Source organism: Alkalispirochaeta americana (assembly GCF_900156105.1).
Classification (GTDB): domain Bacteria; phylum Spirochaetota; class Spirochaetia; order DSM-27196; family Alkalispirochaetaceae; genus Alkalispirochaeta; species Alkalispirochaeta americana.
On sequence record NZ_FTMS01000008.1, the window covers coordinates 138,797 to 162,526 of the forward strand.

At 55.8% G+C, this 23,730-nt stretch carries 20 protein-coding genes; 7 read left to right on the plus strand and 13 right to left on the minus strand.

Annotated features, from left to right (window positions below; all coding sequences use genetic code 11):
- Positions 1 to 119: 119 nt before the first annotated feature.
- Genes BW950_RS07610 through BW950_RS07620 form a run of 3 tightly spaced genes read left to right on the plus strand, consistent with a single transcriptional unit; the run spans position 120 to position 5,500 of the window.
- Positions 120 to 2,876, plus strand: coding sequence for a DEAD/DEAH box helicase (locus BW950_RS07610; protein WP_076488688.1), 2,757 nt, complete (start codon positions 120 to 122; stop codon positions 2,874 to 2,876).
- A gap of 3 nt (positions 2,877 to 2,879) precedes the next feature.
- On the plus strand, positions 2,880 to 4,691 hold the full coding sequence (locus BW950_RS07615) for a hypothetical protein (RefSeq protein WP_076488689.1): 1,812 nt from the start codon (positions 2,880 to 2,882) through the stop codon (positions 4,689 to 4,691).
- Positions 4,692 to 4,732: 41 nt separating this feature from the next.
- A complete protein-coding gene (locus tag BW950_RS07620; RefSeq protein WP_076488690.1) occupies positions 4,733 to 5,500 on the plus strand; it encodes an EFR1 family ferrodoxin in 768 nt (255 codons plus the stop codon).
- Positions 5,501 to 5,532: 32 nt separating this feature from the next.
- On the opposite strand, the gene BW950_RS07625 is transcribed toward BW950_RS07620, so the two are convergent.
- The 8 genes from BW950_RS07625 to BW950_RS07660 form a co-directional block, all read right to left on the minus strand.
- Entirely contained in the window at positions 5,533 to 6,531 is a 999-nt protein-coding gene (locus tag BW950_RS07625; protein ID WP_076488691.1) for an aldo/keto reductase, read from the minus strand.
- A gap of 31 nt (positions 6,532 to 6,562) precedes the next feature.
- Positions 6,563 to 8,566 (minus strand): methyl-accepting chemotaxis protein, encoded by a 2,004-nt coding sequence (locus BW950_RS07630; RefSeq protein ID WP_083943837.1) that lies wholly within the window; start codon positions 8,564 to 8,566, stop codon positions 6,563 to 6,565.
- Positions 8,567 to 8,856: 290 nt separating this feature from the next.
- Positions 8,857 to 9,075 (minus strand): tripartite tricarboxylate transporter permease, encoded by a 219-nt coding sequence (locus BW950_RS15360; protein ID WP_076488692.1) that lies wholly within the window; start codon positions 9,073 to 9,075, stop codon positions 8,857 to 8,859.
- Positions 9,076 to 9,146: 71 nt separating this feature from the next.
- Entirely contained in the window at positions 9,147 to 10,463 is a 1,317-nt protein-coding gene (locus BW950_RS07640) for a hypothetical protein (RefSeq protein WP_143559170.1), read from the minus strand.
- A 182-nt stretch (positions 10,464 to 10,645) separates the two neighbouring features.
- Positions 10,646 to 11,293, minus strand: a complete 648-nt coding sequence (locus tag BW950_RS07645; RefSeq protein WP_076488694.1) for an ankyrin repeat domain-containing protein — start codon at positions 11,291 to 11,293, stop codon at positions 10,646 to 10,648.
- A 30-nt stretch (positions 11,294 to 11,323) separates the two neighbouring features.
- The gene (locus BW950_RS07650; protein ID WP_234969056.1) at positions 11,324 to 13,624 is read right to left on the minus strand and encodes a histidine kinase dimerization/phosphoacceptor domain -containing protein; all 2,301 of its coding nucleotides are present in this window, start codon (positions 13,622 to 13,624) and stop codon (positions 11,324 to 11,326) included.
- A gap of 83 nt (positions 13,625 to 13,707) precedes the next feature.
- Positions 13,708 to 14,739, minus strand: a complete 1,032-nt coding sequence (locus tag BW950_RS07655) for an alpha/beta hydrolase (RefSeq protein ID WP_159438756.1) — start codon at positions 14,737 to 14,739, stop codon at positions 13,708 to 13,710.
- A gap of 172 nt (positions 14,740 to 14,911) precedes the next feature.
- The gene (locus BW950_RS07660) at positions 14,912 to 16,414 is read right to left on the minus strand and encodes a cryptochrome/photolyase family protein (protein WP_076488724.1); all 1,503 of its coding nucleotides are present in this window, start codon (positions 16,412 to 16,414) and stop codon (positions 14,912 to 14,914) included.
- Between the two features lie 173 nt (positions 16,415 to 16,587).
- Here BW950_RS07660 and BW950_RS07665 point away from each other — a divergent pair, with 173 nt between their 5' ends.
- On the plus strand, positions 16,588 to 16,845 hold the full coding sequence (locus tag BW950_RS07665) for a type 2 periplasmic-binding domain-containing protein (protein WP_143559171.1): 258 nt from the start codon (positions 16,588 to 16,590) through the stop codon (positions 16,843 to 16,845).
- A gap of 93 nt (positions 16,846 to 16,938) precedes the next feature.
- Here BW950_RS07665 and BW950_RS07670 read toward each other — a convergent pair whose 3' ends face one another.
- The 4 genes from BW950_RS07670 to BW950_RS07685 all read right to left on the minus strand — a co-directional run bounded on the left by BW950_RS07670 (position 16,939) and on the right by BW950_RS07685 (position 20,812).
- Complete coding sequence (locus tag BW950_RS07670; RefSeq protein WP_076488697.1) at positions 16,939 to 17,613, minus strand: OmpH family outer membrane protein; 675 nt, start codon at positions 17,611 to 17,613, stop codon at positions 16,939 to 16,941.
- Between the two features lie 108 nt (positions 17,614 to 17,721).
- Positions 17,722 to 19,449 carry an NAD(P)H-dependent oxidoreductase gene (locus tag BW950_RS07675; protein ID WP_076488698.1) on the minus strand — a complete coding sequence of 576 codons (1,728 nt, stop codon included), beginning with the start codon at positions 19,447 to 19,449 and terminating at the stop codon, positions 17,722 to 17,724.
- Positions 19,446 to 20,033 carry a PadR family transcriptional regulator gene (locus BW950_RS07680; RefSeq protein WP_076488699.1) on the minus strand — a complete coding sequence of 196 codons (588 nt, stop codon included), beginning with the start codon at positions 20,031 to 20,033 and terminating at the stop codon, positions 19,446 to 19,448. Before BW950_RS07680 ends, BW950_RS07675 begins: the two co-directional genes overlap by 4 nt.
- Positions 20,034 to 20,200: 167 nt before the next feature.
- The gene (locus BW950_RS07685) at positions 20,201 to 20,812 is read right to left on the minus strand and encodes an NAD(P)H-dependent oxidoreductase (RefSeq protein ID WP_076488725.1); all 612 of its coding nucleotides are present in this window, start codon (positions 20,810 to 20,812) and stop codon (positions 20,201 to 20,203) included.
- A gap of 163 nt (positions 20,813 to 20,975) precedes the next feature.
- Here BW950_RS07685 and BW950_RS07690 point away from each other — a divergent pair, with 163 nt between their 5' ends.
- Positions 20,976 to 21,599 carry a lactate utilization protein gene (locus BW950_RS07690; RefSeq protein WP_076488700.1) on the plus strand — a complete coding sequence of 208 codons (624 nt, stop codon included), beginning with the start codon at positions 20,976 to 20,978 and terminating at the stop codon, positions 21,597 to 21,599.
- A gap of 321 nt (positions 21,600 to 21,920) precedes the next feature.
- Here the strand turns inward: BW950_RS07690 and BW950_RS15510 are convergent, their stop codons facing one another.
- Positions 21,921 to 22,172 (minus strand): putative PEP-binding protein, encoded by a 252-nt coding sequence (locus BW950_RS15510; RefSeq protein ID WP_076488701.1) that lies wholly within the window; start codon positions 22,170 to 22,172, stop codon positions 21,921 to 21,923.
- A gap of 50 nt (positions 22,173 to 22,222) precedes the next feature.
- On the opposite strand from BW950_RS15510, the gene BW950_RS07700 reads away from it, so the two are divergent.
- Together BW950_RS07700 and BW950_RS07705 are read left to right on the plus strand one after the other, a co-directional pair.
- Positions 22,223 to 23,230: an Rpn family recombination-promoting nuclease/putative transposase gene (locus BW950_RS07700; RefSeq protein WP_076488702.1), complete on the plus strand. Its 1,008-nt coding sequence runs from the start codon at positions 22,223 to 22,225 to the stop codon at positions 23,228 to 23,230.
- A gap of 224 nt (positions 23,231 to 23,454) precedes the next feature.
- Positions 23,455 to 23,730: PD-(D/E)XK nuclease family transposase (locus BW950_RS07705; RefSeq protein WP_200796803.1), on the plus strand; the 276-nt coding region annotated here is incomplete at its 3' end.

Here is a 23,730-nt window from a genome sequence, read left to right on the forward strand (position 1 = left end):
AAAGGGAAATACCACATAAAGCACCGTAACTTGAAAGGGGTCTCCTCACGTCTCTGCATGGGTCGTTTTCGCGCAGACCATACCTATGGTACCCTCCCCCCGAAGGAGCCATAACCGTAATGCCCGGACCACCCCTTCTTTTGTATCTGAAGAAAGCAGGAACATCCAGCACCTTGCAGCTGGCTGATTCAAAAGGCCGTCCAGCGGACTCGGAGTATCGCCGCTATACCGGCGACGCCCGAATCGCTCTGCGCGAATACGCTCTCCTGATGCATCGCCAACAGGAACAGATAAACTGGACGAGCGAGGAACCCCTCCCGGAGGGTTTGCAGTATCCGGGGCCACGCATTCTGCAACTGGCAGCACGGTCCGGTCTGCTCTGTGACAGCACAGGCAAACTGTTGAACCTCGCTCCCGGCACCTATTATCTGGAACTATCGATCAGGGAAGGAAAAGGCGAGGCGCTCACCATTAGACCCCGCCTTGTTGCCGGAGCAGAGGGTGATCCCGAGGTGCTGTCCCGGGTCAGTGAGGCGCCATTTCATTCCGTTTCTGCCAGCCACATTATGGCCGGGGAATATCTCTTCTGCTGTGAGGATCTGGGAAGTTACTGGGCTGAAGCCGATTTCCTGGGCTCGACAATCAACAAAACCGATCTTGGCATATTTCTCTCGATAACTCTGTCGAGATTTCCTCTTCTGAAAGTCGATTTCCAACAGTGCGAGACGGTCTACGGCAAACCGCGCACCCTGCGCGCTGCTCTCGTTTTCCAGGAGATCGATGCCTACAATTATCTCCACCTGCAGCCCGTATCAACCCTCGACGGCTATCCTCCCGGTTTTTTCGAGGAACAGGACATCCTGAAAATTGCCGAAATACATTATCAGGAACGGCATCTGGAAATCGCCGAAATAATCTACGCCGATTCCCCCCAGGAGCGGTTTCTGGCAATACTGAAGAAGTTCAGAAAAGACGCCGAAAAACATGTCCACGCAGAGAACGGCCGCTATATCCTCCCCCCCGAGTTCGCCGAACCCTTCTTGTCGGAGCACATGACCGACCTGGCGAGGGACTTTGAACTCTTTCATGCCGAGACACTGAAGCGATACCGCATTCGCTACGCCAAGCCCAAGCTCAGGCTCTCCCTGGGAAGTGGCCTGGACTACTTCGAGGGCCGCGCTGCCGTGGAAGTAGACGGCCAGGAGTTTTCCTACGGTCACTTCCTGAACGAATACCGTCAGTCCGGATACGTGAAGCTCGATAACGGAGACAAGCTCTTTCCTGAAAAGCGGGAGATGGACCGCTTCACCCGGGTTTTGAACCGCAAGCCCTCGGGAACGGACGATGAAGTACACCTCTCCTTCTTTGATTTGGCCATGCTGGATATTACCGCCGGCGTGGAAGCCCCTCCCGATCTGATGAACCGCATCCGGTCCTTCTACAGGAACCTGAACAGCCTCAACGAGACCCCCGCCACGTTTCCACTGCACCAGGGAAGCCTGCGAGAATATCAGAAATACGGCGTTCAATGGCTCCAGCATTTGCGCGAGCACCGGCTGGGAGGATGTCTGGCAGACGATATGGGTCTGGGAAAAACCGTACAGGTCATTGCCCTCTTGCGGGTACTGTATTCGGGCGATCCCTACGGACCGACCCTGATCATCTGTCCCAAATCGCTCCTGTATAACTGGGAACTTGAAATCCAGCGCTTCGCCCCGGAACTGCCCGTGCACATGTACTATGGCCCCGGCCGGACCAGCCAGGAAATCAGCGAAACCTGGAACGGAATCATTCTCAGCACCTACGCCACGATCCGCAACGATATCACCAGCCTGCAGGAGATCTGCTTCAGCAGTATCATCCTGGATGAATCGCAAGCCATCAAGAATACCGCCGCTATGACAACCATAGCGGTGTTGAGCCTGAAGGGAGACCATCGTATTGCCCTCAGCGGGACGCCCGTGGAAAACCATCTGGGTGAACTCTATAGCCTCTTCCGTTTTCTGAACCCTTCTTTCTTCGGTAGCGAGAACCATTTCATGAAAACCTGGGCCAAGCCCATTCAGGAAAAAGACGATGCCGACGCTCTGCAGGACCTGAAAACCCGCATATACCCCTATATCCTCCGGCGATTGAAACGCGACGTCCTGAAGGATCTACCCGAAAAAACAGAGCAGACCGCCCTGATAGAGCTGGATTCAGCCCACCTTGCCACCTACCACCGTCGGCGAAAGATGCTCTCCGAGGGAATACAGGGAGAGATCAGGAAAAATGGTATGCACAAATCCATGTTCATGATCCTCCAGGCCCTGAACGAACTCCGCCGCCTGGCCAGTATCCCCGAGGCCGATGCCGAGTACGGTGGAATTTCAGCAAAACGTGAGTATCTGCTGGATATGATCAGCGAAATCAGCGAAACGGGTCACAAATCGCTGATCTTCACCAACCATCTCACAGCGGTTGAGCTCATTTCGGAAGATTTGAACAGCAGAAACATAGGAAACCTGGTTATGACCGGTGCTACCAGCGGCCGCCAGGAACTGGTGCAACGGTTTCAGAGTGATCCCGACATAGCAGCTTTCGTGATGACCCTCAAAACGGGGGGGACCGGTCTGAATCTGACAGCAGCCGACTACGTTTTTATTGTCGATCCCTGGTGGAACCAGGCAGCCGAGAACCAGGCAATCGATCGGACCCATCGGATCGGACAGGTGAATCCGGTCTTCTGCTATCGCATGATCGCCAAAGAAACGATCGAAGAGAAGATCCTTCAACTACAAAAGCGCAAAAGCCAGCTCACGGCATCGCTCTTTTCCGCCGACAGCGACGGCATAAAAAGCCTGACCGAAAACGACATTGCCTTCCTGATGGAGTAACTTATGGCAGAAATAGCAGACTGGATTGCAGCCCAGGCTCCTGTCCTTGAGAGAACCCTCACGGTACAGGAACTGAAAACCATATGTACCGATCTGACCGGACATCCCGGAAAAGGAACGAAGCAGGAGTTGCTCGAGCGACTGCTGGAATTCCTCTCCTTTAAAGATTCCCAAAAAGTCTTTAACTCCTGGTTCAAGAGCAGCCCCACATACTTTCAGGCTGCTCTGGAACAGGCAGCCTTCCGGGATTATATCGCTATTCACGATATTCCCGAGCTTCGCTCGATCGATGTGATCACTCATCGTGATGCCTACAGGACCAGCTACGAGATGAACCCCAAGTTATCCCTGGGCATGTTCACCCCCTGCACAGATGCCTTTATCGGGCTGAAACCGGGGCTCAGAGCGATCTTCATGCACTGGCTTCCCAAACCTGAGCAGTTTCCACTACGGCCGCAGGAAGACCAGTCCCCTGAATCTGTCTGGTCCAACGAACATGCTCTGGGCGAGTCCATCCCCCTTCTGTTCAAGGCCTTGGACAAATACCTTCAGGAACAGGAGGATCTGGAGAAGGTCTGCCGAAAGGGCCTGAACAAAAGCCAGATCAAGTCGGTACGGGCTGTCTGCGCCCAGAGGCCATTCCCCCAAGGCCAGACGATCAACCTGGATCCAATCAATGTACTGGCCCGCTTCCTTCCTTTTTTTGATTGGGATAGTGCGACACGACCACAACGCATTCAGGACAGAATCAAGCAGTTGGTGAACAACTTTTTTGCAACTCAACTACCGGAAGACGCCGATCCCATGCTGGCCTACCACCACAGCGGTATGTATGAATACGACGTGATCACCTCACACCTGTCACGCATGACCGGAAAACCGGTATACCCCAGTCATCTATGGTTTTCTCCGCCCTCACGACACTACACTCACGAGCTTCTACTCACCATCGCCAAAGAACAAAAGTGGCATGATATCGAACAGACTCTCTTGGGCATGGAAATGCAAGACCTTGAGATATCTTGCCTCCCGGCGGACGTCCTTCAAACCCTCCGCTACAAGGCAACAGCGATCAATATCAGGAACTACACTCTCTCATCACCGGATTATTATCATTACCTTCACCCCTACCAGATTTTCAAGCGCCATCTCCTGGACGCCCCCGCCATGAAGGCCTACTGCTACCTTATGGCAACCCTGGGAGTTCTGGAGATAGCCGAAACAACGCCCGCCCGCCCGGTGACTCACCGGGACAAGATGCTCCCGGTGAGTCCCTATGACGCGCTCAAGGCCATCAGGGTAACTGATTTTGGCCGCTGGTGCCTGGGGTTACAGGATGAAAGACCGGAAATCGCACGCCCCGAATTCGAGGCTCTGGCCGACCGGGATTTACTTCTTGTTACACTCAAGGGAACATCGCTGGAACGCCGGTTGTTCCTGGACGACATCGGTGAAAAATTGGGAGAAGACCGCTACCGGATCACCCCCGGTAGTTTTATCGGGAAATGCACATCCACCGCAGATATTCGGGAAAGAATAGACCTCTTTCACCACCTGATTGATCAGGAGCCGGCTCCCCATTGGGAAAGCTTCTTTGTCAACCTTCTCGAACGGGCTCGGGCATTCTCCGACCACGAAGAATGCACCCTCTTCTCCCTGCCCGACGATCCTGATCTGCGAAGACTCCTCTCGACAGACCGGAAACTCTCGTCAATGGCGTTTCGGGCCGAGAAGGGCCACCTGGCTGTTCCCAAGAGCCAGATAAAGAAGTTCCTGAAGCTGATCCAGGATGCGGGGTACCTGCCGCCCTTGTAGCGGTTGTATTCACCCCGGGATTTCCCTAGACTGAACCAGGCATGATCACGCTCTATTTTTCAGGGACGGGCAACTCCCGTTTTGTTGCCGAGACCTTCTCCCGGCAGACCGGTGGGGCCTGTCACTCCATAGAAGAGCCTCTTCATTTTGCGTCGCTCCTGGCCCGGCAGGAGACGATCTGCTTTTGTTACCCCGTCTATGGATCCTGCGTACCCCCGATCCTGCGCGACTTCGTTCTGCTCCACCGGGAGTCCCTGGAGGAGAAAAAGCTGGTGATCCTGGCCACGCAGTTTCTCTTTTCCGGCGATGGGGCCAGGGCCTTTACCGACCTGCTTCGGGGAACCCCTTGCCAGATCATCTACGCCGATCACATCACCATGCCCAATAATATCTGCAATTTTTTTCTCTTTCCCGCAAAAGACGCGAGCCGTTGCGCCCGGCGGCTACGGTCGGCACAGAAGCGGGTGACCCGCGCCGTGGAGTGTCTGGAATCAGGCGTTGTTCGCAGACGAGGCTTCTCTGGGGCATCACGCATCCTGGGGCTCCTGACCCAGCGCCTGTGGTTCCAGCGCATTGAGGATGCAGCAAGCCAGGACGTTCGCGTTGCGAACTCCTGCACCGGCTGCGGACTGTGCGTGCGGGTCTGCCCCAGGGAGAACCTCTTCCTGACCACCGATTCTGGACCTGCCAGGGTGGACCAGCGAGGGCGCTGCACCCTCTGCTACCGTTGCGTAAACATGTGCCCCGAGATGGCAATTACAGTCCTGTGGCACAGCCCCGTTCGACGGCAGTACCACGGACCTGAGTGATCGGGAATACCCGGCCCCTTACCCTGCGCCTTCTACCACAGATGGTGGATCGATGGCCGGATATACTGATTGTATATCCCCGCTACCACCTCCATCTCCTGCGCAGCAAGGGGCTCCGCCTGAACAGCCCGGACGTTTCGCTGAACCTGCTCGGGCTTTGATGCTCCAGGAATGATGCAACTAACCTGATCAAACATGAGAATCCACCTGAGAGCAACTGCGGCGAGATCTTCCCGTTGGGGCAACGCCTTCTTGAGCTCTTCCACAGCCTTCAGGGCTATGTCGTAATCTACCCCGCTGAAGGTTTCCCCCTTGTCAAAGGTAGCGCCATCACGATTAAAGGACCGGTGATCCTGGGGGTGAAAGCTGGTCCGGGCGGTATACTTTCCTGCAAGAAGACCGCTGGCCAGGGGAACCCGCACAATTATTCCGACATCCTTTTTTTGGGCTTCCTGGAAAAACGCTTCTGCCGGTTTCTGGCGGAACATGTTGAAGATAATCTGCACCGACGAAACGTTGGGGTACTGCACGGCCGTCATGGCCTCTTCGATTTTCTCGACGCTGACGCCCAGGTTTCTGATCTTTCCTTCCTTTTGCAAATCCTCAAACAAACCGAATATCTCGGGCCGGCTGTACACCGGAGTGGGCGGGCAATGGAGCTGGATCAGATCGAGTGTTTCCAGACCGGTGTTTCTGAGACTCTCCTCAACGTGAAGCCGGAGCGTTTTGGGAGTATAATTTTCGTCGGTGTGGGGATCAATCCGCCGCCCGCACTTGGTGGCAAACCGTATATCTTCCTTCCCGCCCCTGTTTCGCTGCCTGACCACCCGGGCTACGGCGGCCTCGCTTTTTCCGTCGTCATAGACATCGGCAGTGTCCAGGAAGTTCACCCCTTCGTCGATTGCGGCATTGATTATGTTCTCGGCCACCTTGTCATCAAAGGCCTGGCCCCAGCCACCACCAACCTGCCATGTTCCAAGGGACACTTCCGAGACGGTGTAGCCTGTTTTTCCCAGTGTTCTGTACTTCATAGCCCCATGATACCCGGAACGCAGAGATCCATCACCTGCTGTCGGAATTTTCGTCACGAGCCAGAGCAATTCCCAGAACCTTTTGGGAAGCGTTTCGATCTGCTGGCTCGAGTTTCCCCTCCTGTTGCTCCCGAAGCTTGAAGTAGGAAATGGACCGCTCCAGTGAACGGGCCTGCTCCAGAAGCTCGTCTGCTGCCGTGGAAAGACCCTCGACCTGGGCTGTCTGTTCCTCGGCTGTTGCAGCCAGCTCTTCTGAAGATGCAGCAGTCTGCTGTATTACCTCGTCCAACTGGTTCACTGCTGCGTTCACCTGACTCGTCCCGGTATTCATCTCCCGACTTGTAGCGGCAATCTCCTGGACCAGCTCGGCCGTACGCTGGATGTTTGGAACCATTTCGTCCAGTTTGCCACCGGCCTTTTCGGCTACCTGCACCGAACGCCCGCTCAACTCGCTGATCTCCCTGGCGGCAGCCGCCGAGTTTTCTGCCAGCTTGCGAACCTGGGAGGCGACCACGGCGAACCCCTTGCCGTGCTCGCCGGCCCGGGCCGCTTCAATTGCAGCATTCAGGGAAAGCATATTCGTTTCCCGGGCAATATCCTCGATAATACTCACCTTTTCAGCGATCTGCTTCATCGCCTCCACGGTTTCCCGCATGGCATGCCCGCTTTCCTCGGCGTTCGCTGAAGATTGTCGGGCAATCTGCTCCGTGGCGTTGGCGTTATCCGAACTTTGCTGCACGCTGGCAGCCATCTCCTCCATCGAGGCGGAAACTTCCTCGGCCGAGGCAGCCTGCTCGGTAGACCCTTGAGACAGCTGTTGCGACATCTCCGATATGGCGCTGGATCCTCGGGCAAGTTCCTGACCAGACAGGCTGATACTCTGACTGGTAGCGGTTAGCTCCACCGCCCCCTGGTTGATCCCCACCACCACAGACTGGATGTTGTCCTGTATTTTCTCGAAAGCCCGCGCCAGCGCGCCAAGCTCATCGCGGCGATGCAAAAACTTCTGTTGATACTCGGTTGTCAAGTCTCTGGTCATGTCTCCCGAAGCGTATTCCTCGGCCTGGGCAACGTAGTCACGCAGAACCGTTACAAAACGCCGGGAAAAGACCAGGATCACCAGCAGGATACCACCGGTAGCGACCAAGATGCTGAGTGCAATAATCTGTACGAGCCGTACCACCGGAGCGTTGATATCGGCATGAGGTAAAAGATACGCCACGGACCACCCGGACCCACCCGGAACTGGACGATAAACCGCCCGAAAGCGTTGCCCCTGGGGTGAGGTATAATCCCTTGTTCCCCCACGGCCGGCCAGAAGATCCCGGGCGATCGCATCCATTCCCTGATACCCCTGGGCGTCGGTAAGGTTAAGGTTCATCCGAACCTCGGCTCGGGAATCGCCAATGACCAGGCCGGACCCATCCACGACAGACCCCATGCCGTCACGACCGAACCGCATCTCTCCCGCCAGCTCACTCAAACCAGTCAGCGTGACCGAAGCACCCATGATTCCCACAACCTCACCATCGCGGTTTCGCACCTCGTGGGCCACGGGAGCGATGGCGTTTCCTGTGGCGGCACTGATCACCCCGTCGCTAACCGACGAGGCGTTACCCCGCTGAAAGATCGCCTGAACGTAGTCGCGGTGCATAAGGTTTCCCGTGAGGCCACCGCTGGTGATGAAATCGCCCTCGAGATTCACAAAATAGATGTTCTCGTGGTCCGGGTGTATCTGATCGTGGCGCAACCTCAAGTCCCGGGCTATCACATCGAAATCGGCATCAGAAATGATCACCCGCTGACTCATGGTGCGGACGTTCTCTACATGACCGGCCAGCCAGCGCCCCACCTCGGCCGTTCGTGCTTCCACAATTTGCGTTGCCATCTCTTCCACGGTCTCTTGCTGGGTTTTGGCGACCTGCCAGACCATGAACAGCGAGACCAGCATCAGGAGCCCGATCGAGATCCCTCCAAAAAGAGTCATAAAAAGTCCCTGAAGAGACCGGAAGCCCGCCATCTTCTTTGTATTCATTCCGTTACCCTCTATGAAAATAGTACGCGATACAGCAGGGGTATGCCAGGAAAAGCAGGAAAAGCAGGAAAAGCAGGAAAATTTTAAAATGCAAACTGAATCAGCAGCTCGGGGTTCAGGTCAAAGGATCACCCGCTCCTGCCACACAGGCAGCGAGCGGGCGTGGACCATCCGGGTCAGATAAGGGGTCGCTCATCCTTCTTCGGTACTATCTCCGGGAACAGGCCCGGGAGGTATCAATTTCGTTTTCTGCTCGAGCCGTTTAAAGAGAACCGTCAGGGCAAGACTTATCACGGTGTGCTGCAATATAAACATGAAATATTGGATACAAAGAGCCCGATAAATATTGCATACACCAGCTGAACTTCGTTTCGGAAGAGCGACGGCCCCGGAGATATTCCGTGGGTTATAAGCCCTGCAAGAATTACAGCGGTCACGGTGTTCCCGGGAATACCCAGGGTAATGGTGGGGATATAGGCCCCTCCCGAGGGCCACCTCCCCCGGGCCACCTCACACCCATTGAAGGATGCGGGTGCCCCCTCGGGGAGGCGCGTTCTGACAGCGCAAAAGAGCTGAAGGTTTACAATTTGCCCTTCATGGCCGCTGCCACAGCCCTGGCAGCGGCGGAGCGCTCCGCGGAGAAATCACCAATCTCGTTATCCCTCAGAGCCCGGACATGATTACTGATAGCAACACCAAGCCTGCTGGCGTTCCGGTTCAACCTCTGGTGTTCATCCCAATCCATCGTGAAGGGCGGGAAATAACCCATAGTACCGTCCGCTCCGGGACGGGCAATAAGATGGGGCCCCCGGATCAAGAGGATATTGTCTATTTTCTGCTTCAGTTCCGCGAAGGTTCCTATGCTTGTAATATCGTCGTCGGTTGTCTGGTTGATAAAACTAAGAGTCCTGTCCATGACAGGCCCCATCGCCTCGTATTCGCGGGCAGTCATATCCACAATGCGGTACTCGCGAGATCCCCCGTACCCATCGAGATTCAGGTTTTCTTCCCGTTCGTTGTACAGAAAGTTGTAGGCAATTGTATGGGTGTTTGTGCTTTCGTGGTTTTCAGACGCGATCACGCTACCGTTGCTCAAGTCAATGAGCGTGGCTGTAACGTTGTAGGTGTGTGTGAAGCCCCGGGTTTCTCTTCTGACAGTTTTCCCGCCCTCTACCATGGGGACATCAGAGTTATCTACTATGCTCTCGCTTTTCTTTTCTGCATCCAGGTAGATCAGAAAATCGTGACTGGAACTGAACCTTTCCCGTGCTTCCGAAAGGGAGTGATTCGCCTGGACCAGATCGATAGCCGCATAGGTTTCCTGGCTGGACAAGGTACCCTCGACCTGTTTCAGCAACTCACCGAGGGCATCGCTGTTGGCCGTGACGACGACCCTGGATACTGCCTGCTCTCTGGCTTGAGCCATCTGGTCGTTCAGATCCTGGTACCCGGGAATGGCTTCAGCGGCTTTCTCAAAGTGTTCTATGGCAATCCGGGCGTTCCCGAATCCTCCCTTGCCCAGGGCTTCAACGCCGGCAGCGTACCGTTCAGCGGCAGCGGTCTCCCGGGCTTCTGCAAGAGGCTCGGCGTAGGACTTGGTATCGAAGGCATTGCTATAGGGCGAAGCGGCCACGGCCTGGTGCATCTTCTCCAGGGTTGCGTAGATCTTCCAGATCTCATCCCAGCGGAAAGGTTCCGAAGAGGCTTTTTTTTGTGCGATGGAGCCTTCATAGGTGGTGGTACCTGTTCGGAAGGCTTTTCCCAGCAGTTCCCGGGCTTCCTCAAAATCGGGGTTGGTCTCAAGGGCGTTGAGAGCGTGATCAACGGCCTCGGCGTACTTCCCCTGCTCGAAGGCCCTGTCGCCGGCCCGGAAGGCGCCGCCTCCTTTTGTAAACATATGAGCGCAGCTACCCAGAAGGAAAACTGCGAGAATCAGTGTTGCCAATCCAGATGTTTTTTTTGTCGTCATCGGGTGTTTCTCCTTTTGCCGATTTCTTTTTCGTGAGTATACACACCTACTCTTAAATTAAAATTAAATGTAGCCCGTGAAAGGTGTCTGCAGGACCGACCCTGCGGGCCTTACTCCGGGGGTGTCCACACTTCGAGGAGCTTGCGGAACTCCCCACGGCCTTGGCCCGCTTGGACGATGTAGTCCAGGGCGGTCAGGCCATGCTCATCCCGGAGCCGGGGATCTGCTCCGGCAAGGAGGAGTTCCTCCAAAACTCCGGGAGAATCGTTGTACCGGGCGGCGAAAAAGAGTGCAGACCAGCCGTATTCACGCTCCTCTTCCGGGGCAGCTTCCTGAAATAATCCAAGCCCGTCAAACTGAACCATGCCGCCGGTGAACCGTGCGACACCATAGCCGGCCACCCAGGCATCCCTGGTACGACGGTCGGGATCTGCTCCGGCCTCGAGAAGAGCCGCCAGAACATCCCTGTTGGGGTTGAAGGCTGCGGCAAACATCAGAGCGTCCCAGTCGTCCAGACTGCGAGCCTCCCGGTTCTCTCCCTGCTCAAGGAGCAAGACGATTACCTCGGGGTGGTGGTTTTGCGCTGCCGCGAGCATGAGGGGCGTCCAGTGGAAAGCGTCCCGCTCCAGGGCGTTCCGGATTGATCCAAGCTGACTCTTTATCTCCTCCGGAGTACCCGTTGCAAGGATATCCCGGGGATCAGCCCCGATTGCCAGGGTTGTCAGAACAAGGATGGCAACAAGAATCAAGCTCTTCATGGTCTCTGTTTCGGCACATCCCGGAACATTCTACAGGCTGAGGGCCTCACCCGCAGGCTCCGGCTCGCGGCCCTGTTTTTGAGGAAACCTGACCAGAACCACGGTACCACCCGACGGGGGGGATTCGATCGTGAGCAAGCCCTCCAGCTGTTGCACCAGGCTGTCGATCAGAACCAGCCCCAAAGAGGATCGCTCCCGGATGTGGTGATAATAGTCTGCTTGAGTCATTCCGCAGCCGTTGTCGACAACCTGAACAGTCATGGTCTGGCGCTCCAGGGCCACACCTATTGTGACCTGGGGATCGACCGATGCAGGACAGGGAGGTTCGAAGGCATGCTCGCAGGCGTTGCTGACCAGCTCGTTGATTAACAGGCCCAGGGGCAACGCCTCATCTATATCGAGGTTCACATCAGGAATGTTATCGGCAGTCCGCAAGAGGATTCGTGCGTTGCAGAGCTGATGCAACTGCCCAATCAGATCGCAGAGATATCCTTGAAGAGGTACCAGCGCTACAGTATCATTAGCATATAGTTGCTCGTGCAGGGCCGCCATAGCGTGGATACGCAACCGGGTCTTCTCTGCAAGCACCGTAAAGTCCTTGTGATCGCCTTGGGACATCTCCAGACTGAGCATGCTGGCAACAATTTGCATATTGTTTTTAACCCGATGATGAATCTCCCTGATCAGGACATCTTTGGTACCAAGACTCTCTTTCAGCTGCTGTTGCAGACAGATCAGTCCATCAATATCGGTTTGGGTGCCGATGGCGCGCACCGGTGTACCAGCGGCATTCCGCTCCACCACCATTCCCTGATCCAGCATCCAGCGATAGGTTCCGTCGGCGCAGCGCTTGCGGGTGCTCAACTCGTAGTGGCTGCTGCGGCTTGCCCTCATCTCGTCCAGTGACGATACTGCCCTGGGGAGATCGTCAGGATGAATCAGTTGGAGGGAATCGTCTACTGCAGAGATCCAGGCCGATACTGAATACCCCAGCATGGAGTACCAGCGATCCGATACAAGAAGAGAATCCTGAACCATGTCCCAATCCCAGACCCCGCTGCGACCGCCCTCCAGAGCAAACTGCCAGCGTTGCTCGCTCTCCATCAATAAGTTGTGCTGCTTTTTCTGTTGCCTGCGACCCCAGGCAGCCATGAGCAGCAAAAGGAACAGACTTGAAAACAGGATCACCAGAACAAGAATCTCCAGGCGATAGAGATCCCATGCGGTCTGGCGGCGATTCAACCATTCCACATCCAGCTGCGCATCCTTGACCGCTGATATGAGACCCCACTCGTCTACGGCCCGATAATCCAGCATCACCCGCGATGTGGGATACAAGCCTGAATCAGCCCGGGGAAACTGACCGGTCTGAAAATACCTGCGAGCGATTCCAGCTACAGCACGACCCTGATCCCGTCCGCGCAGAACCCGCCCCCCCAGGGCATGACCGTTGCCAAGGAGGAAATCCCAGAGCACAAAGACCGGCACCGGCGAGACGGCAGCCACACGTTCCAGTCCCCCGGTGTAACTGTAGAGTTCGCCCGAACTCAACCTGATGTAGGACACATAGAGAACCGCACTATCCGGGGGCAACTGCCGCAACCGCAACTGCAACTCCGCCGTCGGCAGATCCGGCAAGAAATCGATCCCCAGAGGGCGCTCCGGCAACAGGCCCCGAAGAAGACGCCTGTTCAGATCGGCTGTCACAGTCGCATCGGTTACAACCGCCAGGCGGCTCAGATCGGGCAACATTTTCAGAGCCAGGTCAATCGTACCCAGAAAATCAACCTCCTCGATAATACCCGTTGCCCACCCCTGCGAGAGAGTCTGTACTTCCTCCTTACTGCGGTTGATACCGGTGTAGAGAACAGGAACTTCCGGAAAGGCCTCTTCGCGATAGCTCACCAGGAAGTTCAAGGCGTTATCATCGGTGGCGATAATGAGTTCCGGCAACCGCCCTGCGTACTTGGCCCGCAGGAAGTCAGCCTGGGCAGGAAACAACTCCTCGGGATCCCAGCGCTTGGTATCCAGGTACTCCACATAGAGCGTCTCGGCTGCGGCTTCACGGGAAAACTCGTCGGCAACGCCCTGGAGAATCTCTTCGCCCCAGCGCATCAGCGGGTGATAGCTCTGGAGGACCAGAATATCACGAGGTACATCGGCTGCCAGAGGCGTCTGCCCCAGGCCCAGTACCAGGAAGGAGAGCCCCAGGGCGAGACTGTTCCGGCGGCGAGGATTTTCCTGATACCGCCTGGTTTGCACCGGCTCCAGGCCAGGCCCGTTCAGGAAAAATCCGGGCCTCGATACACGCGGTGCGGGCACTGTGGACACGACCACCCTCCGCACTCATTGTAGATCATTCCTGTTGCAGATTCCATTCGGAGAGAGGCGCCTCCTGAATGGGAAAGGCACAGTTACAGGCCGGTCAGCTCGTCCCTGATGTCGGCAAAGAGCTGTTTGCGGATGGACCTGGCTTCATAGTGGAGGCCATGCAGGGCGCCGGGGTATGTTTTGATTCTCACTTCGGGAAGCTTCTCTTTGAGAAATTTCAGGTTGTATTTCCAGTCCACCACGGAGTCGCCGGTTCCCTGAAAGACAAGGGGGCTCAGGTTGTCTTTCGCAGGATAGGATCGGTTCCGGGAATCCCAGCTACGCAGCGCCTCTACCCAGCTCAAGGAAGTCTCCTTGCCCCGCAAAGGGTCCTTTTTATGCCGCTCCTTGATCGTCCTGTCCCGGGTGGGGGGACTCCCCAGAAGATTCGGGACCTTCCCTCCCATGCACGTTTCCACGAAGCCCCCCAGGAGATCAAAACCAAGATAGGAAAGATCCCATTGGGCGCTTCTGACCAGGGGAGCCAGGAGGATATACCTGCGGAAAATGTGCCACGAGGGCTGGCCTGATACCATTCCCGCGTTACCCGATGCCAGACAAGCGTCAATGAAACCCGAGCACCCGGTGCTATGACCGATAAAGAAGTACGGGGCTGGCCAGTTCCTTTTCAGCCAGAGGCTGAACTGGACAAAGAGATCGCTGTAGCGGGAAAAATCATCGATGTCATGCAATGGACCCTGGCTGAGTCCGTGTCCGGGAAGGTCCAGGGAAAAGACCCGGTATCCCTCGCCGGCAAGAAACCGGATAAGCTCTGCCCCGCTGCCGGTATGATTCAGATAGCCATGGAGCAAGAAAAGGGTTCCCCTGATTTCGCCTTTGCCCGGGCTCTCAAAAAGATGCACCGCCAGGCTGGTGTCGCAAAAGTTCCAGGAAAAACTGTAGGCCAGGCCCCGTTGTGGAAGCGCACAACTGCGCCGATACCGCTTCCAGTGGGGATCTTCGGGAACGGTTGCACTGAGGCCCTGGTGTTTTTTCTGCTGGAGTTCTGTGTAGACAGCCTTGTCGTAGGGGTTCAGTTTCCGGGCCAGTTCAGAGCGGTGATCACAGACTCTCATAATTGTTCCCCAAACCTGCCAGGAAAATCGCATGAAGTCCTGCATGAATTCATCCTCTTCCTCATGCCCCGCATCTCACCCCCGAAGGGGCAAAGAGACTCCACCTATTTGTCGGATAGATTTACGGAAAGTTCAAGACCGGATTCTCGAAGGATGTATGAGACGGCGGGTGTCAGGGGCGTTGCAAGAGCCGGGCAGCACGCTGGAGATGCTCCTGGCGGGTGGCGGGAGCCATTTTATCGAGCATCCGCGGCATCATGGACATGCGATGGTTGGCGGCGAAGAGCGCCCGGTGCTGGTGAATAAAGTTCCAGTACAGGGCGGTCCAGTCGTCCTGCCAGGGGCCGGGGGGATAATCGGACATCTTGCGCAGGTAGTTGCTGCCGCTAATGTAGGGTTTGGTGGCAAAAAGCCCGCCATCGGCGAACTGACTCATGCCGTAGACGTTAGGCACCATGACCCAGTCGAAGGCATCGACGTACATTCCCATGAACCATTCATAGACCTGGTCGGGGTGGGTTCCGGCAAGCAGAAGATAATTGCCGGTGACCATCAGGCGTTCGATATGATGGGCGTAGCCCCAGCGCAGGCTGCGCTGAATGGCGGTGTCCAGCGGGGGAATTCCGGTGTCGCCGCTCCACAGGCCGGCGGGAAGAGGACGGGTGTGACCAAAGAAGTTTCGGGTGCGCAGGGCGCGGCCGTCCTCCTCGTAGGCGGCACGTATAAACTCTCGCCAGCCTGTCAGCTGTCGGATATATCCTTCCAGCGAGTTAATCGGGATTGAGTTAATCGGCGAACTGTGGCTCCCGGCGTGGGCCAGGAGGGCGTCCAGAACGTCACGGGGGGACAGAAGACCGATGTTGAGATAGGGCGACAGGGCGGAGTGGAATAGCCGGGTATGGGTCTGGCTGATGGCGTCTTCGTAATTGCCGAAGAGAGAAAGCCGCTCCGAGAGGAAGTTCTGCAGGGCCTGGCGGGCATGTTCCGGGGTCCAGCCGCACCAAATCTGGCTGCTGCCGTAGTGTCGGCCGGGGATTTGGGCCAGCCAGGACCGGGCCAGGGCGATCTCCTGATCTTCCTCGGGATTTTGGGGTTTCCAGGGCTGGATGTCGGTCGGGAGAGCAAGGCTTCTGGGCAATTTTTTGCGGTTCTCCTGATCGTAGCTCCAGAGGCCGCCGACGGGCTCCTGATTATGATCTATCAGAATGTGCCAGTCCTTGCGCAGGCGCTGGTAGAACCGGGCCATGTGTCTTTTTGAATCGAGATAGCGTTGAACCGCCTGGGCTTTCGGGAGCAGGAAGAGCGAACTTTCGTAGCGTATGAGCCCGATGCCGTGCCGGGTTTCTGCCGAGGCAAGGGCGCGCTCGAGGTAATCGTCGGTGGTGTCGGCCACATGGATGGAGGTAATGCCGTCGGCCGTGAGCTGCTGCCAGACCGCGTCGGTGCTGTCGATGCTGCGCAGATCCAGATACCGGACAACGTGGCCGAGCTGCTCCAGCCGCCTGGCATAGGCCTTCATGGAGAGCCGGTGCAACAACAGGCGCTGCCGATGGACCGGGTTGTGGGTCAGAAGAAGGGGTTCCTCAACCAGATAGACCGGCAGATCCGATCTCAGTACCGGGTGGTGCCGGGGATCGTAGAGCTGGTGGGGATAAATAAGAGCGGCACTGATCATCGGGAGGTTTTCTTTGGCCGGGCCGGAGGCGGTTCTCATTTTGTCCCTCGGGATTCAAGATACACAGAGATTACAGGCACGTCAAAAATATCCTCGGTGGTGTCCTGGAGTATGATTATGGCGTTGTCCAGGAAGACAGTGGCTATACTCTGGACAGGGTGACTTCCGGTGAGTTGAACTATCGCAAACTCGTTGCCGGGCGCATCGATGCCGTTCTCGAAGAAAGGCTGGTAGGGCTTCGAGATGCAAAGCAGACGGGCCTTGGAGATCTTATCACCTACAATCCCAAACCTATAAAAGCAGATCCATACTACCTTCTGGTTTCCAGACAGCACCCCAGAGCAGAGGAGATCATTCTGTCCTTTAACAGGGGGGTTCGTCAGCTGCAGGCTGATGGACGGCTGGATGAAATCCTGCGGGTTGCACCGTAACTACGGTGGCACTGGGGGAGCTTTTGTCCGGGTTGATTCGTGTGGCGGATCAAACAGGGCTCCCCCCATCAGATAGCGAGGGCCCTGCCCGCGCTATCGCTCTAACTCCCGAATGTTGAGAAGATCCATGGAGTCATCGCTCATGGCCAGGGCGTAGATCCCGTGGCGGGTAAGCAACTCCACCTGATCGGTTGTCAGGTAGAGAGAACTCATGATCGGGATGATCTCGTGGCCGGAATATTCAGGAAAATAGTCGGTTACTTCCTGATAGCTCTCGGCAAAGATGAGCACATCCTGTTCCCTGAGTTTTGATTTGGTCTCATTCAGAAAAATCCGGTTACCCGCCACGGCGAGAACATCGAACTCTCGTCGACGTCCCGGGTCCTGGGGGTGCTTCTTGCGGGGCCGCACCATCAGCAGGTCAGGCTCGTCTACCCCAAAATAGCGGGCCATGATTCCAGGGATGTTGGGTGCCACAATATCTTCGATGACTGTTCCCAGACGGTTGGCCAACTCTCCCCAGCGTTTGTTCATCTCTCGAGACTGACGACGGGACTCGTTCTTGAACTCTCTCATCTCATCCTTGAACTCTCTCATCTCATCCTTGAACTCTCTCATCTCATCCTTGAACTCTTTCATCTCGTTCTTGAAATCCTTCAGTTCATTCGAGAGTTCTTCCAAAGACCGTTCGGTGCGTAACTGCGCGTAGGCGAGTTCTTTCAGAGATAACTCAAGATTCGAAACCCGTGGCTCGAGCGCTGTGGACATAGGAACCTCCGACTCAAGTATACAGCATTCCGGCAACAGATGTCATTGAAAGCCCACTCCTCTTTGCACATCCTGGCTCAAAGCAACCGGGGCGAGGGGCTCCCCTAATCAACCGCTGAAGCTCCTCTCGCTATACCAGCGGGGAAACCACCGGGTAAAAACCATGGCAGGAACGAGGAGAACCTGGACGATCAACCCCGAGAAAGGCCTCAGGAGACTTTGGTCCAGAGCCAGGACGAACAGGGCAATCAGCATATAGACTCCTGCCCAAAAGAGGGTCATGATCTGGTTGGTTTGCCGGAACAAAGGCGAGGCAACAATGGCCGGGGAGTAGGAGCGACCGGAATAGTCCGAGGTCAGCGGCCTTTGCAGGCAGCTCAAGGCCCACTGGGCTGATGCGGCCAGGTACATTGGAACCACGCCTGCCTTGGGAAAAAAATCCGGAAACACAAGGCTCACACCCAGAAGGAGTCCCAGAATCAGGGGATTCGTGTACTCGTACCAGGTTGCCCTGTTGTTCCGACCCGACATCCAAAGAATTCCATTGGAAAGAACCAGGGCCAGAAGCAGAACCAGGTTGTGGTCCAACACATGCCCCAGGGGCAAGAAAACCCAGCAGAGTATCCAGGGCAGAAGCCCCAGGAACAGGGGGTTCCCGGAAGGATTTTTTGGGGCGCCCCCCCTGCCCTTCCCTTCCTGTGGTCCAATGGCGCTCTCAGAACTACCGTCGAAGAGGCCATCTCCCATGCGAATTATCAGACTGGTATCACCCGTGACCTTGTACCGACCAGTGATCAGGGCTTCAGTACCATCCAGCTCGCCTCGGGCGATGGCGGCCCAGAGGGAAGCGTCTGTTGTTATGGTGCAGTCTGACTTCCCGTCCTCGAGGTTCAGATCCTCAGGAGAATCAGCAACGGTGCAGGATGTTTTATCCATCACCAGATAGAAACTCCGCTGAAGATCCTGAAAGTTCATTTCAAGAATGGTTCTCCGGGGCGGAGCCTTTGACGTGTTGTACATGAGGCTCATCTGGTTCAGGAGGATTTCAGCCCGCTCCTCCGGACTGGGGCCCCCCGTCTCGTCGTGACCGGGAGAACTCCAGCTGGCATTGGCCAGACGAAGAAAGCGCTCCGGTTCCATCAGCGGTGTTTCCAGCTGATTCCGAAGATCCGGGGAAAACCCCGCCCAGGCTTTTTCCTCGAAGAGTGCCTGGGCCCATTCCTCCCCAGCCTGCCGAACCGTACCATAATAGGCATCGCCCAGGGAGCGCAGCTCCGGAACCTTCAGAAGTTCTGCCTGGACGCATTCAATTTTTTCCCACTGGTCCCGCCCCAGAAGCAGATCCAGATGAGCGTGAAGGGGTTCGTAGTTGTTCCTGGTGGAGGGAAAGCCGCAGGTGCTTACCAGAAGATTTCGGGGCATCCCTTTTGTCGCGGGTTTTGATGCTCGAACCGGGTGGCTGAACCCCCCGTCCCCATCGGGAATGATTGTTCCCTGGAGTTCCGGGAGGGTGCGTTCCACGCATTTTTTCATGATAGCCGGCATTCCGAAATGATAAAGAGGCATGGACCAGAGGATCAAATCGGCCTGCCTGTAGGCCGGCAACAGATCAGCCATGTCGTCCTTGATCACACAGATCCCCCCATTCTGCCAGCAGGCAAAACATCCCCGGCAGGATTGTATGTCGGCTTCTACCACATGGACTTCCTTGATGGAGGCGGGGGCTTCGCCCAACTGATCCCGCCGGGACTGGAGGCCCTCCAGAAAGTGACGACTCAGGGAGAGGCTTATGCTTTGCTCACCCCGGGGACTGCCGTTCAAAAGCAAAATGTTCATGGTATCGCTCCCTGATCTGTCTCTTCAGAGGCCGTCTCTTCAGAGGCTGTGGAATCCAGGTTCCTGTCTATCCACTCGAGATGGGCCTGAGCCATATGTCTTCCAAAGGAAATACTGAGCCGCCAGGCTCGCGCTTCGTCTGGCGCCGGGATGTGCCGGGCATAGAAATCGACCAGGGCTTCAGCCGCGTCCAGCTCCTCCAGACTCTGCTCGACCTCCCGGCGGCGTTGGTGCAAGAAAGCCGTCAGCTCCGGGGAGCTCAGAGCGGCCGAAAAGAAGAGGCGCATCACGTAGGTCGAGCGGGCAGGTTCGGGCCTGGCCCGGGAAAAGCCCGTGATCCAGTCCTGGAAGGACTTTAGCCCCGGGGGCTCAAGGTGATATACCCGCCGGTCGGGCCCCTTTTCACTGCTGACCCGTTCGGCTGAGACCAGGCCTGCCTCTTCCAGGTGCTTCAGCTCCCGATACACCTGGGACCCCGTGGCTTGCCAGAAAAATCGCAGTGAATCGTTAAAGGTCTTTACCAGGTCATACCCGGACTGGGGACTGTAACGCAACAATCCTAAAATGCCGTAGCGAAGTGACACAGATACTCCATATGTTTATTATTACACATGTAGAATAGATCTTTATCAACGGCTTGTCAACTTCGGGGTTCCCTGTCTTGGGCCCGGGCTGTCGAGGAAGGTCTTGAACGTGGCCGATGGCGGCGACCAGGCTGTAGCCTGAGCGAGGCGATTCAGGCGAGCTCTTGCTACTTCTGATTCAGGTCCTGTGCGCTTTCAACAGCCCGGGTCACCAGGGCCCGCGCTTCCCGAAGCCAGCCTTCCCGTTCTTCCGGCGTGCTGGTCATGACGATACTGAAGGATCGTCTGTGGACGTTTTTTACCCCGCAAAACCGGAAAATACAGTTCTTCCAAAGTGTTTCCAGCGGATCGCCCAGGATATTTTCCTCCACATCACGGCTTGTCTCGGAGGTGTTCAAAACGACAGCAAACTCTGTGGAGAGCAGTCCATGCTCCACGGTTCCTCCGGCGGAATCCTCGTTCCCGTAGGCAACTCCTGCCCGAAAAACACGATCCACCCATCCTTTCAGTATCGCCGGGGGCTGGCCCCACCAGTTGGGATGAATGATCACGATACCTTCCGCTGCGCGGAGTTCCGCGCAATGATCGGCCACCACCGTGTCCTGAAGAGCGTCGCGAGGGATCTCCCGGTGTTCGAGAATCGGATCAAACCGCTCGGCGTAGAGGTCGTGAAAGATGACGGAAAACCCGAGTTCTTCCAGCACTGAAGCAGCTTCTGTGGCAAGAGCGTGGTTCAGACTTCCAGCGTTCGGGTGTGCGAGGACTACCAATGCTTTCATGATCCTCATTATGATGGGAACTTTCTTATTGGGCAATCGAGTTTGGAGGAGGTGAAGGCTGAAGGAATCGCCTCCGACACCGGCGGTGCCGTTGCTGGATTGACGCCGACTCCGCATAGAGAGAGAATGGGTTTGTTCAACTGAATCGCGCGAGGACAAAAGCATGGAAATAAAACGAACTGTCGAGAATCTTGAAAAAAACGGATTCCTTGTGTACATGGCCGAAACCACGGTCGATGCACAAAAAATTGTACTTGAGAAAATAATCCCCGAAATAAACCCGTCGTCCATATCATACGGAGACTCACTTACGCTGGAGGAAACTTTTATACTCGATGAACTAAGACGGGAAAAATTGATTCGCATGATAGAGCCCATCGTCGATGGGACTTTTGATACTACCTATGAGTCGTCGAGAAAGGGCCTGCTGGCAGATCTTTTTATGGCAGGAACGAACGCAATCACCGAGCAGGGCGAGCTTGTGAATTTAGACATGGTCGGAAACAGAATTGCCGGTATTATTTTTGGGCCCAAGAGTGTAGTACTGACCGTTGGAACGAATAAAATTGTAAAGAACAAGGCTCAAGCCTACGGGAGGATCAAAAAAATCACAGCTCCTCGCAATGCGAAACGGAATAGTGATTTGTCTGTTCCATGTCAGGAAACAGGAATATGCAGCGATTGTACCTCCGAAGACCGGATATGCAACTACTGGTCGATTATTGACAAATGCTTTCCTGCAGGAAAAATACGAATAGTCTTAATAAACGAATCAATCGGGTTATGAACGGGGAATTGCAGGAATGCCTGCGGCACCATCAACGTACCGCAGGCCTTTTTCATGGCGGAATATGCAAGCTGATGTAGTTCAGGTTGCATGAGGCGTCTTTTTCAGCGGCTCATCGCATCATCAATTCGACGAGCTGCTGATTCAAGGACCGCATCTACGTCCGCATTCAAGAGCCAGGTCCGCTGCAGTTCTTCATAGATGATTGTTTCAACCTGCGCATAGTTTACAACAAGGGGATGAGGACGTTTTCTTGGACTCCTTGAGATCCCGATCATTGGCTATGTCGCTCCACCACGTTAGGTGGGGTGCTTTTGTCGCTTACGATTCTTTGATCAACTCTACCACCTGATCAGCAGTCTCTAGATCCATGACCTTCTCAGCTAGAGCCTTGGCTTCCACATAAGAGGTAGATCGAATTATCGATTTTACACCGGGAATTGATGGCCCACTCACACTCAGTTCATCTAATCCCAAGCCCAACAAAAGCTTGGTCGCTGCTTCGTTACCTGCAAACTCGGGGTGCTGTGATAAAATAGCGCGGACGCTTACACCCGCGAATACCCACGCCATCTCCGGTGCCTGCTGTTGATACCTCCAGGAAACAGGAGTAGTATATCTCCATGGATCGTATCGAGCGGCCGCTGAATCCCATGGCGGATGTTTTCGTCCGGTATCTGCTGGGTTCGGAAGAGAACAAGGACATTCTCATCGACTTCATCAACGCCGTCTTTGCGCAGAAAGGGCACGATCTGGTCGTCGAGATCGAACTCCTCAATCCCTTCAATCTGCGGTCTATCGGCACAACCAAGGAAAGCATTCTCGATGTGAAAGCCCGGGACAACCGCGGCCGCTGGATCAACGTCGAGATACAGATCGCCGGAGACGAGAACTTCGCCCACCGCAGCCTGTACTACTGGGCCAGGAGTTACGCCGGGCAGCTAAAGAAAGGCGACGACTATATCGAGCTGACCCCCTCGGTCTGTATCAACCTGCTGGACTTCGAGATCTTCCCCCAGCTTCCCGGCTATCATAGCTGTTTCCAGATCACCGAGGCCGATGCACCGGAGTATGTGCTGTCCGATCACCTGCAGATCCATTTCATCGAACTGCCCAAGAACCACCTGAAAAGCACCGGTGATGTGAAGGACAAACTTGATACATGGTGTTATTACTTCGAACACGAAGGCACCGTGGAGGAGGAGGATATGACGCTATTGCTGAAGGACAACCCTGCTCTGGGCAAGGCCCACAGAGTCTACCGCACCTTTACTGCCGACGACGAGCTTATGGACATCGCCGAGGCGCGTGAGAAATGGCAACGCGATGTCAGCTCGCGGTTACGCAGCGCCGAGCAACGCGGCAAGGAAGAGGGCATGCAAGAAGGTATGCAGCAGGGCATGCAGCAGGGCATGCAGCAGGGCATGCAGCAAGGCATGCAGCAGGGCATGCAGCAAGGCATGCAGCAGGGCATGCAGCAGGGCATGCAGCAGGGCATGCAGCAGGGCATGCAGCAGGCGCGTCGTGAAGATGCCCTGAAGATGCTGAAACGCGGGTTCCCCCTTTCCGACATCGCCGAGATTACCGGCCTTTCCGAGCAGGAGATCGGGGATCTCGAGCGATCAACCTAGCACCCCTTCTCGGGGCGCCTGTGAGTTTACCGGGGATGGGGCTGGAAGGCCCGTCGGCCGCACCCCCGTTTACAGCGGAACAGCCGGCAGGTTTATAGCGTAATTCCCACCTGCAAACTCGGGGTGCTGTGATAAAATAGCGCGGACGCTTACACCCGCGAATACCCACGCCATCTCCGGTGCCTGCTGTTGATACCTCCAGGAAACAGGAGTAGTATATCTCCATGGATCGTATCGAGCGGCCGCTGAATCCCATGGCGGATGTTTTCGTCCGGTATCTGCTGGGTTCGGAAGAGAACAAGGACATTCTCATCGACTTCATCAACGCCGTCTTTGCGCAGAAAGGGCACGATCTGGTCGTCGAGATCGAACTCCTCAATCCCTTCAATCTGCGATCTATCGGCGCAACCAAGGAAAGCATTCTCGATGTGAAAGCCCGGGACAACCGCGGCCGCTGGATCAACGTCGAGATACAGATCGCCGGAGACGAGAACTTCGCC